The following is a 15,297-nucleotide window of genomic DNA, read 5'->3' as shown; positions in this document are numbered from 1 at the left end:
GCCGTCAAACGGCCGATGCCGGGTACCGCGACCGGGTGCCACGATGACGGTATGGCACGTCCCGGATCCCCCCTGGAAACGCCCGGCGGCGACGGTCCCCCCGCCGCGGGCAGCTCGCCGCTCCCCGAGAGCGACGGTCAGCCGGTCCGGCTGCTGCTGGTGGACCGCGACGTCCGGGTACGGGCCGCCATCCACCAGACGATCGTCCTGGAGAGCGACCTGACGATCGTGGCCGAGGCCGCCGATGCCGCGCGGGCGCTGGTGATGGCCGCACACGTCGGCCCCTCGGTCGCCCTGGTGGACCTGCTGCTCCCGGACCCCCGCACCGGTCTTGACCTGGTGCGCGCCCTGAGCCGCGGGCACGGCTGCGCGGTCGTGGCCATGAGCGCCCGAGGCGGCCTGCGCGAGGCGGCCCTGGCCGCCGGGGCCTTCGCCCTCGTCGACAAGAGCGGCGACATCGACGCCATCCTGACCGCCGTCAGAGCCGCCGCGGAACCCGGGCTCAGCCGTCGGGATCGGACACCGGGCCCGCGTGCAGCCGGTGGAGGGCGTGGCCGTAGCTGACCAGCGGCTCGCCCGGGCCGACGCGCGCGGTCCGGACCTCGCCGATCAGGATGATGTGGTCGCCCGCGGTGTACCGGTCGTGGACCGTGCAGTCCAGGACGCACAGGGCGTCCGGGACGACGGGTATGCCCGAGGCCGTCGGGACGGCCCAGCCGCCGCCGAACTTGTCCGCTCCCCTGGTGGCGAGCAGCCGGGCCAGCTCCCGGTGCCGGGGGCGCAGCACGCTCACGCCGAACCGGTCGCACCCGGCGAAGACCGGATAGGACTCGGCCGTGCGCGCCAGGCACACCAGCACCAGGGGCGGGTCCAGCGAGACCGAGCAGAAGGAGCTCGCGGTGAAGCCGTACGGCCTGCCCTCGCGGTCCAGCGTGGTGACGGCGGTGACCCCGGAGGGGAACCGGGCGAGTGCCGTCCGGAACTCCGGAGCCGTCGGGGTCACGCCGTGAACGGCCGCAGCACCAGGGTCAAGGTGCGGTCCTTCAGTTCGAACCGGGCCTGCTGTCCGGGCACCGCCTCGTCCAGCCATCGGTGGAAGTCCTCCATCTCAGTGAGCGCGATGCCGTCGATCGAACGGATCTCGTCCCCGGCCCGCATGCCGACGGCCTCCGCGGCGGAGTTGACCACGACGTCCTGGACCACCATCCCGGTCTCCGGGGTGACTCCCAGGGGGATGATGCCGGTCTTCGGCGGCGTCAGGGTGCTGTGGAACTGGAACGGGCGGTACTCCAGGTAGCCGGCGAGCCGCTCCAGGTAGTGCCACCAGTGGTGGTCGTAGCCGTCGAACTCCAGCCGGGACCGCAGCGACTCGCTGAACCCGGTGTGCCGCACGGACACCCGGGTCTGCTTCTCGTCGACCTTCTCGAAGCGCACCGTGACCGACGTCGGGGTGTCGTTGCCGGGCACCTCCCAGTCGTAGACGCACAGCGCCTGCGGGGTGATCTCCCGCAGCGTCCCGCGGAAGGCCAGCTCCACCCGTCCGCGGCGGTTGAACGACCAGAGCAGCGGCTCACCCACGGTCAGCGGGATCAGCGCGTCGTGCAGGTTGAGCCAGGCCCGCACCTCCTTGGGGTCGGTCCAGGCCTGCCACACCCGTTCCAGGCTCTCCTTGATGACATGGTCGGTGGACGTCTCAAGCGCCATGGCCCTACTCCTGGTCGTCGGATCCGCGACGGGATCGTGAGGTCGTTTCGAAGGTGTCGGAGGTGTCGAAGGTGGGGGATCTGTGCTGCCACCCGGGGCCCGGGCCTACGCGGGCTGCGTCTCCTGGAGGGCCTGGGCTTCCCGCAGGGCTTCCTCCACCGCGGAGTTCGAGAGGCTCAGCAGCCCGATGACGGCCACGCTGACGCCGAAGACGCCCTCGCCGCTGTAGACCAGGTTCAGGCCGAAGTGGGTGGCGATCTGGCCGGAGATCAGCACGCCGATCGGCATCAGGCCGAAGGTCACCAGCCGGTTCACACCGCTGGTGCGGCCGGCCAGATGCCTCGGCACCATCGCCTGGCGCAGCGACACGGTGGTGACGTTCCAGGTCATCGAGGTGTAGCCGGTGACGGCCAGGCCTAGCGCCACCAGGGCGGTGTTGTGGGTGAAGCCCAGGATGGCGAAGCCCGCGGCGCCGAAGACCGAGCCGCCGAGGCTGGATCGCGCCGGGCCCAGCCGCTCGGTGAACAGCCGGCAGGTGAAGCCCGCCAGCACGCTGCCCACGGCGACGGAGGAGAGCAGCAGGCCGTAGCCGACGTCGCCGATGTGCATGATCTGCCGGGTGTAGAGCACCAGCAGCGCCAACTGGCCCGCGGTGCACATGTTCTTCAACCCGGCGACCAGGGTGAACACCCGCAGTACCCGGTGCCGGGCCAGCCAGCGCACGCCCTCCGCGATCTCCCGCCGCATGGGCGGACGCTGCTTGCGGGCCGACCCCGCCGCGTCCCCGGTGAAGTCGCCGCGCATCAGGAAGGACGTGATCGCGCTGAGTCCGAAGGACACCGCGTCGACCAGCGACGGCAGGGCACGGGCCGCGGCGTACAGCAGACCACCGGCCGCGGGTCCGGCGAACTTCAGGGCGGCGGTGTTCGCGCTCATCAGGCGCCGGTTCGCCAGTTCCAGGCGCTCCCGGTCCTGGGTGACCAGCATCGGCAGGATGGACGCCCGGGAGCTGTCGTAGAGGGTCTCGATCGCGGTGACCGCGAACGCCACCACCATGAGCAGCGCGATGGAGTCCCAGTCGAGCAGCACCGCGGTGAACAGCCCGACCAGCATCACGAAGCGCACCGCGTCGGAGATCCACAGCGACTTGCGCCGGTCCCACCGGTCCGAGAGCGCGCCGCCGGTCAGGGCCAGCACCAGCCAGGGCAGCCGGTCGGCGAAGCTGACCAGGGACACCGCGGACGGGTTCGTGGTCAGGTCGGCCGCCAGCAGCGGGAGGGCGGTGTCGGTCAGCCCGTTGCCGGCGCTGGAGATGGTCCAGCCGGTCCACATGAGCCAGAAGTTGCGGTCGAGACCGCCGGTGAAGGCCGCACCGGCTCGGCGCAGCAGTCCGGCCCGCCCCGGCACCGGTGGCACTCGGGGCGCCTGAGCGGCCCCGGTCTCCGCCTGATTCACCATCAGTTGTCCGCCTCGTTCGTCATTCCCGTGCCCCCGAGTCAGACCAGCGCGCCGGCGGACGGACCGTCCTGCGTGGTCGGCTGGTGGGCCGCCGGGTCCAGTTCCAGCAGCAGTCGCGCGGCCCGCGCCGCCGCCTCGCGGTCGCCCAGGCGCTCATGGCAGAGGAAGGCGCGGTACGCGGCCGCCGCGCCGCGAAGCGTCCCGGCCTGCGCGCCGCGTTCGAACTCCGCGGCGGCGCGCCGCGGATCGCCCTCCTGCTCGGCCAGTGCCGCCACGTGGAAGCGGGCCGAGGGTTCGTTTCCGTCGAGCCGCAGCAGCTCCTCGGCCGCGGCCCTGGTGCGTTCGGCCGGGAACAGCCGACCGCCCGCCTTCACCGTCACGTCCAGCAGCAGCCTGCGGTTCTCCTGTGCGGCGTGCCGCTGCTGCGCGGTGGTGGCCGCGTGGCCGAGTTCGTCGTCCGCCTCGTAGGCGGACTCGATGGCGGTGCGGGCGCCCTCGGTGTCCCTGGCCCCGATCCGCTGGAAGGCGGCGGCCCGCCAGAACCGGCTGCTGGTGAGTGCCCTGAGCCACGGCTCGGCCTGCTCCAACTCCGGGAGCAGCGCTGTTCCGTAGGCCGCCCAGTCGCGGTCCCGGTGCTCGCCGGTCCGGTCGCGCAGCAGGACGGAGATCAGCTGGGTACAGGCGTGCACCCGGACCGACACATTGCTCGCCTGCTCCGCGAGCCGGGCGAAGTCGGTCAGCACCGCGGCGGAGGAGCGGCGGTGCTGGCGCAGTGCCCGGGCGCTCTCGTAGGCCAGGTACTCACCGGCGGTGTCGCCGTACGACGCGGCGGCTCCCGCCAGCCCGACGGCGACCCCGTAGAAGCCCAGTTGGGTGAGCAGCCGGACCAGGACCGCCTGCCGGGCGGGCCCCTGGTCGGCCCAGGCGTCGAGCTGCGCGGCCAGGAACGCCCAGCCCTCCAGGCCGGTGGCGTCCGCGACCTGGCGCGGGGTGGCGCCGAGGTACGCGTCCTGCCGCGCCTGCCGGGCGAGCCGCGACCGGGCGTCCGCCGCGATCACCAACGAGCAGTAGGGCAGCGGCTGCTGGGTGGACTCGTCACGCAGCAGGTCCAGCAGCAGTGGGGTGCTGGCCGCGCACAGCGGTCCCGAGCCGGCAGCGGCCAGTTCGAACCAGGCCCGCCAATTGCGTTGCAGCGACTCGACGTCGAGCACGGTGGCGGGCGCGAATTCCAGATCCGCCCAAGCAGTGTTCCTACGAGAATACGGAAGTCGGTCGGACACGTTCCTTCGCCCCTCAGTCGAGCCTTTCGCTGCACCACCACATAAGAGGGCGGGGAGGAGTCGTCTCCGAGTTCCTCCCCGCCCTTAGGGCCGAGCTCAGGCTCGGCGTACTGAGCTCTCGGCTCAGTAGTCCTCGCTCATGAGGACATCGAAGTCCTTGTTCTCCGCCATGTCAGCCTCCCCTCCGGTTCGAACTTTCGGCCACCTTGTCGGCGACCTGGTATCCAGTTTCCCGAGGCCGGTTTCCCGGTGGTTTCCCCGTGGTTTCCCGGCCCCCCGAACAGAGCGGGAGGGCTACTAGAGTGCTGCGGTATGGAGCATAGGAACCTCGGCCAGAGCGGCCTGATGATCAGTGAGATCACTTACGGGAACTGGCTCACCCACGGGGAGACCGTCAGCCGGGAGGCAGCGGACAGCTGCATCCGGGCCGCGCTCGACGCGGGCGTCACCACCTTCGACACCGCTGACGTCTACGCGCAGGGCGCGGCCGAGGAGGTGCTGGGGCAGGCCCTGAGCGGCGTGCGGCGCTCCGCCCTGGAGATCGCCACCAAGGTCTGCCTGCCGACCGGTACCGGGCCCAACGACTCGGGCCTGTCCCGCAAGCACGTGATGGAGTCCTGCCACGCGTCGCTGCGCAGGCTGCGGACCGACTACGTGGACCTCTACCAGGCGCACCGCTTCGACGGTCGAACTCCGTTGGCGGAGACGCTGATCGCCTTCGACGACCTGGTCCGCCAGGGCAAGGTGCTCTACCTGGGGGTCTCCGAGTGGACGGCGCCGCAGATCGAGTCCGCCCTGCGGCTGGCCGAGGAGCTCGGACTGCGCAGCCGCATCGTCTCCAACCAGCCGCAGTACAACATGCTGTGGCGGGTGATCGAACCCGAGGTGGTGCCGCTGTGCCTGCGCGAGGGCATCGGCCAACTCGCCTTCCAGCCGGTCGCCCAGGGCGTGCTCACCGGCAAGTACCGTCCCGGGCAGCCCGCCCCGGCGCGGTCGCGGGCCGTCACCGCCGGTCGTGGGCCGCGGTTCATCAGCAGGGTGCTCGGGGAGGCGCTGCTGGGCCGGGTCGAGGAACTCCGCCAGGTGGCCGCGGACGCGGGCGTGTCCATGGCCCAGCTGGCCGTCGCCTGGGTCCTGAACCGACCCAGCGTCTCCGGCACGGTGATCGGCGCCTCCCGTCCGGAACAGGTCACCGAGAACGCCGCGGCCTCGGGCCTGCGACTCGACGACGACGTGCTCAAGCGGGTGGACGAGGTACTCGGCGGGATGGTCGACCGTGATCCGGCCAAGACCGCCCGGATGATGGCGGTCGCGCCGGAGTGGAGCGCCGCGCCCGCCGCCGCCGCTCCCGCGCCCGCGCCCGCTGCCGCGCCGGTGCCCGTCGGTGGTCCGGCGTGGCCGCCGCTGCACGGCGGGCCGGTCAGCATCTGCTCGCCCTGACCCCGGGCCCGGCGGGTGGCCGGGCCCGGTTGCCCGAGCCCGGCCACCCGCCGCCGCGGTACCGAGGGGTTCGCCGGTACCGCCCCGCCTATCCCGCCGCGGCCCGCGCCAGGGCCGGTGCGGCCCCGGCCCCGAGCAGCCCGAGCGGGTCCAGCTCGACCGGGCAGGCACCGTCGGCGGCGACCAGTCCGTCGAGCCGCTGCCGACTGGTGACCAGCACCATGCATCCGCCGCCGCCCGGCAGCAGCGGTCTGACCTGCTCCTCGGACGCGGCGGCGTCCAGCAGCACCAGCGTGCGCTGGTCCGCGAGCAGCGAGCGGAAGAGCGCCGCGGCCTCCGGCAGGTTCACCGGCAGCAGTGCCCGCGGAATACCGAGCGAGGTCAGGAACCCCGCCAGGACCACGTCCGGCGGTACCGGGTCCCCCGTGGAGTCCCGCAGGTCCGCGTGGAGCTGGCCGTCGGGGAACCGCGCCGCCACCGCGTGCGCCCAGTGGACGGCCAGGGTGGACTTTCCGGCTCCGGCACCACCTCGGAGCAGGGCGGTGCGCATCACCGTGCCGTTCGGCAACAGGGCTTCCAACTGCCCGAGTTGGCAATCACGGCCGATGAATCCGGCGACCCCGGCGGGGAGTTGCCGGGGGACCGGCCAGTGTCGGCCGGGCAGTTCCGGCCGTGGGCGCCGGTCGCCGGGGACCAGCTCCGGCCCCGCGGGCAGTTCCGCCCGCAGGATCCGGCCGTGCAGCGAACGCAGGCCCGGTCCCGGTTGCACGCCCAGCTCACGGTCCAGCACCCGGAGCGTGGCCTGGTACACGCCGAGGGCCTCGCTCTGCCGGCCGGACCGGTAGAGCGAGACCATCAGCAGGCCGCGCAGGCTCTCCCGGTACGGGTACACCGAGACCAGGGAGGTGAGCTCGGCGATCGCCTCGGCGTACCGGCCGAGGTCCACCCGTACTCCGAGCCGTTCCTCCAGCAGGCTGTACCGCAGTTCCTCCAGCCGGTCGATCTCGTGGTCGACCAGGCCGGTGTCGGCGATCTCCGCGTACGGGGTTCCGCGCCAGCAGCCGACCGCGGCGTCGAACAGCGCGCTCGCCCGCTCCAGTTCCCCGTTCTGGCGGGCGCCGCGGCCATCCGAGATGAGCCGTTCGAAGCGCAGTACGTCCAGCTCGTCCGGATCGGCCCGGACGGAGTACCCACCGGCCAGGTGCCGGACCCGGTCCTCGCCCAGGGCCTGGCGCAGCCTGCGTACGTAGACCTGTAGCGTCTTCCGGGCGTTGACCGGCTTGGATCCCGGCCAGAGCAGGTCGCACAGGGTTCCCGCAGGTACCGTCTGCCCGACCCGGGCCAGTAGTTGGACGAGTAGCCGACGCACCATCGGTGCTCTCATCGGCACGTCCCGACCATCGGTCATCACCGTCAGATCGCCGAGTATGTTGATTTCGATCATGCCGACGGACCCCCGTAGTTCACTTGCCGTGCGGACGGATCTGGGAGCGACCGGGGCGATCAGCCCCAGGCCGGGTCCCCGGGACCGGCGGAGTCGCCGGTGGAGGCGGCCGAGTCGGCCACGGCCGTTGCCGAGCCGGTCGGCACGGTGTGCTGGTGCGGACCCGACAGGGTCAGGGCCGCTGTCACCGCCAGAACCGCGATCGCGGCGGTGGCTGAACGCCGGATGAGTACGTGGGCGAACGTTCGCATGATCGATACTCCTGTGCTGTCAAAACATGGGACGGGCCGCGGGGAAGGGCGAGTTCGCGCCATCCCCTGAGCCGCCCGGACCCCCGTCGGATCCCATGCGACCCATAATCTGTCAGGGAGTGGCACCGAACGGCCGTCCACCGTTGCGCGATGGTACGTTGCTCGTTTGTGAAGGCTGAGCGAACCTGTGCTAATGCGGACACCTGTGGCATCCTCGGCGCCACCGTGGCGTGCGAGGCGGCGAGATCGAGATACCAGATCGTGCTCCGCGAGGGCAGCATGAGCCGCGAGGACGTTCCTCCCTGCCTGATGGCCCTGCACCTGGCGGTGGAGAGCGAGGACTCACCGTCGATCGTCTATCCGGTACCACCCGCGATCGCCGCCGACCGGGCCCTGCGTCCGCTGGAGTCCGCGATCGACGGACTGCGCCGCACCGCGGAATCGATACGCTCGTCCTTCTCCGGATATGAGGAGCTCTACGCCGAGGCGAGGAGCAACGAGAAACCCGAACTCACGCTGATCCACGGCAGCGACGCCATCAGCGCGGCACTCGACCTGGCTGTCAGCAGCTGCCGGCGTGACCTGATCACCGCCCAGCCCGGCGGCGGGCGCTCCCCCGAGCTGCTGACCGAGGCGCTGGAGCGGGTGCTGCCGATACTCGAACGGAAGGTCAGGCAGCGCACGCTGTACCAGCACACGGTTAGGTCGCACCAGCCCACGATGGCGTACATCGAACGGGTCACCGGCGCCGGGGCGGAGGTCCGCACCCTGGCCGAGGTGTTCGACCGGATGATCATCTGCGACCAGGAAGTGGCCTACATCCCGGTCTCCGAGCAGACCGCGACCGCGGCCCTGGAGGTCCGGCACCCCGCTCTCGTCCGCTACCTGACCGTGGTGTTCGAACGCTCCTGGTCCCGGGCCACCCCCGTCGGCGAGTCCGGCGCCCCGGGCCACCGCAGCCTGGTCATCGACGACCTGCAGCGCACCATTCTGCTGGCCGTCGTCGCCGGTGAGACCGACGAGCGTATCGGCCGCAGGCTGGGGATGAGTCGCCGCAGCGTGGTCGAGCACGTCCGTCGGGTCTCCGAGCAGATGGGCAGCGGCAGCCGGGCCCAACTCGGCTACCTGCTCCGCGACTCCGGAATCCTCGACCTGCCCGAGTAGCACGGGCCGCCCGGTGCCCCGGCCGGGTCACGCCGACCGGGCGGGCGCCGCACCACGACGGTCACCCCGGGTCGGGCGACCCGGGGTGACCGTCGTGGTGCGGGGTGGGTCAGGAGGTGCAGGAGCTGAAGGTCGGGCTGGTCTCGGCGGAGTAGACGCTGGTCCCGCCGGTGGCATCAGTGGTGAGCGGCACGGTGACGGTGTCCGGAGTGGTCCACGGGAAGCCCCCGGCGTCGAAGGTCCAGGTGCCGGTGACCTGGGTCGCGAGTTCCGAGAGCGCGACCCATCCGTACTGGCCGACCGGTATCGGCATGGTCACCGTGTTGCCCAGCAGCTGGCTGACGTTGTTGGTGAACGAGCCGGTGACGGAGAGCGAGACCTTGCCCTGGAGGGTGCCCGTGCCGGTGATGGTGCCGGTGAGGAGCGAGGCGGGGATGGGGATGGAGCCGCCGACGTCGCCCTTGACGCTGAGGCCGGGATCGATCTCCACGCCCAGAGTGCCGCCGATGGTGTCCGACCAGCCTGTGGTGTTGGTGAGTTGGAAGGCGTAGGTCACCGGCGCGGAGGTGTCGTTGTCCCAGACCGGGGAGACGCACTGCTTGGCCAGCGGCGCCGCCGGGGCCTGGGTGCCCGTGGTCCACGAGCAGGTCGAGGCGTCGCTCCCGCAGAGCGAGACGGCGTGGTCGACGGCCAGCCCCCACGCGGACTGGTCGGCGGCCGCGGGCAGCGTCCACTGCTGGGCCGTGCCGCCGTCGCAGCCGTAGCTGTCGGTCCACGCGTCCGCGTACCAGGCGCCGAGCAGCAGGTCCAGGCAGTTGTCGGTGCCCTCCTGGCGGATCATGAAGGTGGTCGTCGATCCGGCGACCGGCTGGAAGTACCAGTCCTCGGTGGAACGACCACCTGACCCGCGCCTGTCTCGGCCCGGGGGAACCGCCGCGAGCCCCCGCGCCACCGCCCTGACACCCGCGGCTTCAGAACGCGTACCGGATCCGCAGCCAGGGCGCGTGGGTCGAGATCAGTTCTCCCAGCCGGGCGAGGGCGTCGCGTTTGACCTCACGCGCGTAGCGGACGTTGACGGCCCCGTTCTCCGAGCGCTTGGTCTCCTGGGCGGTCGGTTGCCACAGGACGTCCTCGGCCCGGGGGTGCCAGCCGAGGTTGACCTCGTGGAGTTGCCGGTTGTGGGTCAGCATGATGATCTCGGCGGCGGCCTGCTCCTTCACCCGGCCGGGGAGGACGTCGTCGAGGTGGTCCAGCAGGTCGGCCCAGTCGCGCTGCCAGCCGGGACGCAGCACCACCGGGGAGAGGTTGAAGTGGACCTCGTAGCCCGCGTCGAGGAAGTCGGCCGCGGCGCCGATGCGGTCCGCGACCGGACTGGTGCGGATGTCCAGCAGGCGCGAGTCATCCGGAGGCATGAGCGAGAAGCGCACCCGGGTGCGGCCCTGCGGATCCAGCGCGAGCAGGTCGGGGTTGACGAACTTGGTGGCGAACGACGCCTTGGCGGTGGGCAGCTGCCGGAAGGCGGCGACGAGATCCGCCGTGTTGTCGCAGACCAGGGCGTCGACCGAGCAGTCGCCGTTCTCGCCGATGTCGTACACCCAGGACCGCGGGTCGCACTGGTTGGGCTCCCGTTTGGGGCCCTGCTCCCGAACGTGCCGCCGGACGTGGGCGACGATCGCTTCGATGTTGGTGAACAGGGTGATCGGGTTCGCATAGCCCTTGCGGCGCGGCACGTAGCAGTAGGCGCAGGCCATGGCGCAGCCGTTGGAGGCGCCGGGGGCGATCCAGTCGGCCGACCTGCCGTTGGGGCGGGTCGTGAGGGTCTGCCGGACGCCCAGGACCAGGGTCTCGGTCTTGACCCGGTTCCAGCGGGCGACGTTCCCCTCGTTGCCGTGCAGCGAGGGGATGCGCCAGTGGCTGGGCACCTCGATCAGCCGGACCTCGGGGAGTTCGGCCAGGATCTGCTGACCGCGCGGCGAGCCGAGAGCGGCGGGTTCGGCGTACACCTCCCGCACGTCCAGCAACCGCCTCGCCTGGGGGCTGTTCCGGTACCCGCCGCTCGTCGGCCCGGCGGACACGGTCTCGTCCCAGCCGAAGAGCACCTGCTGCTCGGGCCCAGCCGGAGTCCGGTCCACGGTGCTGCTCCTGTCCTCGGCGGGGCGACGACGGCCGTGGCGGAGGCCGTCGCAGGCGTGGCACAACCCTACGGACCCTACGCGGGACACCGCACGTGGGCGGACACAGGCGCGCCCGGGCCCGCCCACGCACCGACCCGCCGGACGGCCCACCCCACTGCCCGCGCGCACTGCCCGCCCCCACTGCCGACCCGGAGACCAACTCGGTCCGCACCTTCCACCGGGCCAAAGCCCATGTGGTGCCGTCGGCCGTACGGCACCGTGCCCCTCGGCACCGCCGCTGCACGCACCCCGACGACACCGGCTGACCCGACCTGATCCGACGGCGCGCCCGGCTGGAGACTTCCAGCCGGGCGCGCCGTCGCGGGTGGTCAGTGCCGGGTGCGGGGCCCGGTCAGGGGACGAGCGAGAAGGAGCCGCCGTTCAGCGCGGTCGGCGAGTAGCCGCCGCTGGACAGCGGGATCGGGTTGTACGAGCTGAACACGTTGCCGTTGACGGTGATCCCGGTGAACTTGGTGGCGGTGAACTTGGGGTAGCTCTGCGACGGCGACTCGATGATGGCCTCGGCGCTGACGTCCTCCGCGTTCAACCGCTTGGTGGTGGAGTAGGTCCAGCCCTGGGTGTTGTCGGTCAGGGTGATCAGGTAGTTGCTGCCGCCGGTCGCGGTGACCGAGCCGGTGAAGCTGTCCCCGGCGGCCACCGGCTTGCTCAGGTAGACCGGGCTGGCCGGGTACATCTCGTACCAGGCGCTGTACACCGGGCTGCCGGAGGCGCAGGACACCTGGGCGCCGGTCTGCTCCACGGTCTGCGAGCCGTAGCCGTCGATGCCGACCCAGGGAGCGAACAGGTTGTTGCTGCTGGTGCAGGTGACCGAGGGCTCGGTCCAGGAGCCGGTGATGCTGGTGAAGCCGCTGCCGGTGGCGACGTACCCGCCCCAGGGGCTGCTGCTGGCCCACTGGGTGCCGTACACCGAGGCGGGCCCGACGGGGGCGTAGCCGAACGGCGCGGCGGTCGCCGCGGCGGCGCCGGCCGGGAACAGCGCGGCGGCCAGCGCGGCGACGGCGCCGACGGTGAAGGCCTTGGTGCGGAGGGTGGTTCGGGATATCGGAGAAGGCATGCCGTGCTCCTCGGCTGGACGCGTGGGGGTGCGGGGAGGGGGACAGCGGCCGTGGGTGCTGCGCATTGGCCCCAGGGGAATGCTGGTCAGCGTGGGGCCGGTGCGGTAGCGGAAGTACGCTGCGGAATCCCGACATGACGTGTTTCCGTCAATGCCGTCTTGATCTGCCGCCGCGAAGGGCGCACAGTTCCGGGAAAGCCTCCGAACAGCCGGGGAAGGCGGGATGGCGTGCTCACAGCGGGAGGCCGCGACGACGGCCGGAACGAGCTGAGCGACGCCGAGGAGGCCGTCTATGTGGAGCTGTGCCGACTGGGCCCGTCGACCGTGGCCGAGCTGGCCGCCGCCCTGGCACTGCCGTCGGCCGTGGTGTTGCAGGCCCTGGTTGGGCTGGGCTCCCGGGCGTTGACCCGCCGACCGGCCAACTCTGGTGCCAGCGAAGGTTCCGACGACGACGGTCACCGCCCCCGTGCGGGTGGCGGTGACCGGCCCCAGGCGGCTCCGGCCCGCTGGAGCGCGACCGCGCCCGACGTCGCGCTCCAGCACGTGCTGCGCGACCGGGAGGCGGAGCTGGCCGGGCTGCGGGTAGGGATCACCCGGCTGCTGGACGACTACCACCGCTCGCGCGGGCTGCGCGACCCCTCACTCGGCGACCTGGTCGAGGTGGTGACCGGTCGCGAGCACATCGAGCAGCTGTGGCTGGCGCTGCTGGACGGCGCACGCGAGCAGGTGGCCATCCTGGACAAGCCGCCCTTCGTCCAGCTCGACATCGTCGGACCGGAGTTGGCGGTACTGGCACGGGGTGTGCCGGTGCGCTCGGTGTACGAGCGGGCCACCCTGCTGCAACCGGCCAAGCTGGCGGAGGTGCGGGCGCTGGTGGCGGCCGGGGAGCAGGCCGGGACGGCGGTCGGACTTCCGTTCAAACTGGCGCTGGTGGACTTCCGCTGGGGCCTGCTGCCGCTGGCCCCGGGCACGGAGGTGTCCGGGGCGCTGGTGGTCCGGCCCTCGCCACTGCTGGACGCGCTGCTGCAGACCTTCGAGGCGCAGTGGGCCAGGGCTGTGCCGGTACCGGCTCCGGATCCCCAGTCCACGGACAGCCAGGTCGAGTTGCTGACCCTGCTGGCCGCCGGGATGACCGACGAGAGGATCGCCAGACGGCTCGGGGTCTCCGCGCGCACCGTGCAACGACGGGTGAGCGCGCTGATGAGCGGCCTCGGTGCCAGCAACCGCTTCCAGGCCGGAGTCCAGGCCAACCGTCGCGGCCTGCTCTGAACGACTCCGCCGACCAGAATGGTCTAGACAACGAGCAACCCCCAAGCCGTTGGCCTGGGGGTTTGCGTTTGAGCGGGTGACGAGAATTGAACTCGCGCTCTGAGCTCGGGAAGCTTTCAAGTCTGAGCGACGTTTCCACAGGTCAGAGCCTTACCGATCGCCAACTACCGTCCTCTATAGCAAAATTGTTCTACTGCTGTTGTCCGCCGCATACCGCTCCTACCGGTGCGCTACCCGTGCGCCCACTCAGCCTTCGACGCCATGGAGCTGCCCGCCCAACCCGGCCGGACCCTCACCGCCTACAGCGCGGCACCCGGCACGCCCGACCACGACGCCCTCAACCTCCTCGCCAGCTGGGCAGCGACCGAGGGCATCCCGTTCACGAGTGGCCCCGCCCCCTCCGACCGGCAGAGCCGGTAAGCACGGCGCGAGTTCGAGTCACAACACCCTCAACCCCCGCGCGTCTGTTCTCGCTTCATGGCTTGCTCTCAGCGTTCAATCCTGGGCAATGTCGGCGGCACCCCGGCGTGCGGCGTCAAGGGCTTGTCAGCGGGCTTCGCGGCGGGCTGCGTGCTTCCGCGCGAGCGCGGCGAGGGCTTCCCGGGAGTCGACCACCTCGGCTGTGGCTTCCCCCGCGGCTTCTGCCGAGTTCTGGGCCGCGGTGCTGAGGGCGTCGTCGGCGGCCCCGGGCAGGGTGTCGTGGGCGGTCAGGCGGGCCAAGGACTCGGTCTGGGCTTCGACGCTGGAGGGATCCGAGGTTGTCAGCACCAGGAGCGTTGGATGGCAGTGGAGGCGCAGGGTGCTCGCGGAGGGCGGCAGCTCGCGCAGCGCGGTGCCGAACGCCGCGACGCCGTCGAAAGCTCGTGGCGGGCCGGCTCCCGGGCACCGGCACCGCCCGGCCACATGCGGTCCATCCGCGCCGGGGCCCGCAGCGCCCAGAACCCTTGCTGCCCTGCGGTCCGGGCCTCGCGGCGCACCAGGCCCAGCAGCGTCTCCGCATCCCACGGCCGCCCCCTCGGCGCGCTCGACCATCGGGTCCACCAGCAGGCCCCGGGGCAGCTGCTGCTCAAGCCACCGGGTCCGGGGCGTACCGATGACCAGCATCTTGTCGCCGACGCGTTCCCCACCGGCAAGGTAGGACCGGGCGGTGCCGTGGTAGTCGTCGCCGGGCGCGACCAGCCAGCACACATGGTCACCCACGTCCACCGAGTCGAGGGTCGCCACCTCGCGCGATCCTCACACCATGCCCCTTCAACCCGCCCGGCGCCAAACAGCACCCACCACCGTGTCATGCCCGCCACCTACCGCCAGTACGGACCCGGCCGCCCCCGAGCTTCCCTCGTCACTGTTCGAGGTCGGTTACCTCGCTGTCGAAAACGCGAAAATCTATGGTGGCTGGAGTAGACATTGAACGGCGGCGTGGTTATGGTTTCTCTCGTAGCCAAGAAGACAGCAGGGCCCGGCAGAGACGAACTACCGGGCAGCAGGACCCGCAAGTGCAGTACGCGGTACCCAGCAGTGAGGCAAGTGAGCAGTACCTCGGTGAAGGCGTCGGCTGCGGACGCGCGCACCGGGAGGTTCGGCAGTGGGGTTCCAACCCAGAGCACACGCAGGTAGGGCGACGGGGCTGGCTGCCGGAAAGTGGCGCTGCGACAGGCCATTGATGCAGTACGCATGACCAGCAGATGACAGCAGACGATACGTTCGGCCGTCTCGACGACGACTACCCCGCCTACACATGGGCCGCGCCGCCGAGATACTCGGCACCACCCAGGGCTTCCTACGCGCCATCGGCGAAGCCCGCCTGATCACCCCGCTGCGCTCCACAGGCGGCCACCGCCGCTACTCCCGCTACCAGCTGCGCATCGCCGCCCGCGCCCGCGAACTGGTCGACCAGGGAACCCCCATCGAGGCCGCCTGCCGCATCGTCATCCTCGAAGACCAACTCGAAGAAGCCCAGCGCATCAACGCCGAATACCGCCGCACCGCCGAACAAGCGGACCCCACAGCTACGGCCTGACAGCTCGGACCTGACCGG

At 71.5% G+C, this 15,297-nt stretch carries 14 protein-coding genes and 2 pseudogenes; 6 read left to right on the top strand and 10 right to left on the bottom strand.

The window, feature by feature from the left end; genetic code table 11:
* Positions 1 to 51: 51 nt before the first annotated feature.
* Positions 52 to 564 (top strand): response regulator, encoded by a 513-nt coding sequence (locus GXP74_RS39390; protein ID WP_182455960.1) that lies wholly within the window; start codon positions 52 to 54, stop codon positions 562 to 564.
* On the opposite strand, the gene GXP74_RS39385 is transcribed toward GXP74_RS39390, so the two are convergent.
* The 4 genes from GXP74_RS39385 to GXP74_RS39370 form a co-directional block, all read right to left on the bottom strand.
* Positions 503 to 1,003 (bottom strand): flavin reductase family protein, encoded by a 501-nt coding sequence (locus GXP74_RS39385; protein WP_225448511.1) that lies wholly within the window; start codon positions 1,001 to 1,003, stop codon positions 503 to 505. The two genes, GXP74_RS39390 and GXP74_RS39385, sit on opposite strands and share 62 nt — an antisense overlap.
* Positions 1,000 to 1,704: an SRPBCC domain-containing protein gene (locus GXP74_RS39380; RefSeq protein ID WP_182455958.1), complete on the bottom strand. Its 705-nt coding sequence runs from the start codon at positions 1,702 to 1,704 to the stop codon at positions 1,000 to 1,002. The genes GXP74_RS39385 and GXP74_RS39380 overlap by 4 nt, the downstream gene beginning before the upstream one ends.
* Positions 1,705 to 1,809: 105 nt before the next feature.
* Complete coding sequence (locus GXP74_RS39375; RefSeq protein WP_182455957.1) at positions 1,810 to 3,162, bottom strand: MFS transporter; 1,353 nt, start codon at positions 3,160 to 3,162, stop codon at positions 1,810 to 1,812.
* A gap of 38 nt (positions 3,163 to 3,200) precedes the next feature.
* Complete coding sequence (locus tag GXP74_RS39370; RefSeq protein ID WP_182455956.1) at positions 3,201 to 4,442, bottom strand: hypothetical protein; 1,242 nt, start codon at positions 4,440 to 4,442, stop codon at positions 3,201 to 3,203.
* A gap of 312 nt (positions 4,443 to 4,754) precedes the next feature.
* On the opposite strand from GXP74_RS39370, the gene GXP74_RS39365 reads away from it, so the two are divergent.
* Positions 4,755 to 5,882, top strand: coding sequence for an aldo/keto reductase family protein (locus GXP74_RS39365; protein WP_182455955.1), 1,128 nt, complete (start codon positions 4,755 to 4,757; stop codon positions 5,880 to 5,882).
* Positions 5,883 to 5,970: 88 nt separating this feature from the next.
* On the opposite strand, the gene GXP74_RS39360 is transcribed toward GXP74_RS39365, so the two are convergent.
* Positions 5,971 to 7,326: an AfsR/SARP family transcriptional regulator gene (locus tag GXP74_RS39360; RefSeq protein ID WP_182455954.1), complete on the bottom strand. Its 1,356-nt coding sequence runs from the start codon at positions 7,324 to 7,326 to the stop codon at positions 5,971 to 5,973.
* Between the two features lie 59 nt (positions 7,327 to 7,385).
* Positions 7,386 to 7,577 (bottom strand): hypothetical protein, encoded by a 192-nt coding sequence (locus GXP74_RS39355; protein WP_182455953.1) that lies wholly within the window; start codon positions 7,575 to 7,577, stop codon positions 7,386 to 7,388.
* A 279-nt stretch (positions 7,578 to 7,856) separates the two neighbouring features.
* Between GXP74_RS39355 and GXP74_RS39350 the strand changes: the two genes are divergently transcribed.
* Positions 7,857 to 8,741, top strand: coding sequence for a LuxR C-terminal-related transcriptional regulator (locus GXP74_RS39350; protein WP_182455952.1), 885 nt, complete (start codon positions 7,857 to 7,859; stop codon positions 8,739 to 8,741).
* Positions 8,742 to 8,850: 109 nt separating this feature from the next.
* Here GXP74_RS39350 and GXP74_RS39345 read toward each other — a convergent pair whose 3' ends face one another.
* From GXP74_RS39345 to GXP74_RS39335, 3 genes are all read right to left on the bottom strand, one after another.
* Entirely contained in the window at positions 8,851 to 9,582 is a 732-nt protein-coding gene (locus tag GXP74_RS39345) for a hypothetical protein (protein WP_182455951.1), read from the bottom strand.
* Positions 9,583 to 9,712: 130 nt separating this feature from the next.
* The gene (locus GXP74_RS39340) at positions 9,713 to 10,873 is read right to left on the bottom strand and encodes a spore photoproduct lyase family protein (protein ID WP_182455950.1); all 1,161 of its coding nucleotides are present in this window, start codon (positions 10,871 to 10,873) and stop codon (positions 9,713 to 9,715) included.
* A gap of 394 nt (positions 10,874 to 11,267) precedes the next feature.
* Entirely contained in the window at positions 11,268 to 11,990 is a 723-nt protein-coding gene (locus GXP74_RS39335) for a G1 family glutamic endopeptidase (protein ID WP_182455949.1), read from the bottom strand.
* Between the two features lie 228 nt (positions 11,991 to 12,218).
* Between GXP74_RS39335 and GXP74_RS39330 the strand changes: the two genes are divergently transcribed.
* Positions 12,219 to 13,259, top strand: a complete 1,041-nt coding sequence (locus GXP74_RS39330; protein WP_182455948.1) for a helix-turn-helix transcriptional regulator — start codon at positions 12,219 to 12,221, stop codon at positions 13,257 to 13,259.
* 252 nt (positions 13,260 to 13,511) lie between these two features.
* Positions 13,512 to 13,679: pseudogene (locus GXP74_RS39325) on the top strand (transcriptional regulator); the annotation flags it as partial.
* Positions 13,680 to 13,805: 126 nt separating this feature from the next.
* Here GXP74_RS39325 and GXP74_RS39320 read toward each other — a convergent pair.
* Positions 13,806 to 14,483, bottom strand: coding sequence for a hypothetical protein (locus GXP74_RS39320; protein ID WP_182455947.1), 678 nt, complete (start codon positions 14,481 to 14,483; stop codon positions 13,806 to 13,808).
* Between the two features lie 461 nt (positions 14,484 to 14,944).
* Between GXP74_RS39320 and GXP74_RS39315 the strand changes: the two are divergent.
* Positions 14,945 to 15,279: pseudogene (locus tag GXP74_RS39315) on the top strand (MerR family transcriptional regulator).
* The last annotated feature ends 18 nt before the right edge of the window (positions 15,280 to 15,297 follow it).

This window comes from Streptacidiphilus sp. P02-A3a, assembly GCF_014084105.1.
Taxonomy (GTDB): domain Bacteria; phylum Actinomycetota; class Actinomycetes; order Streptomycetales; family Streptomycetaceae; genus Streptacidiphilus.
Note: the sequence above shows the minus strand (reverse complement) of the source record. Positions and strands in the feature narration are given on the sequence as shown.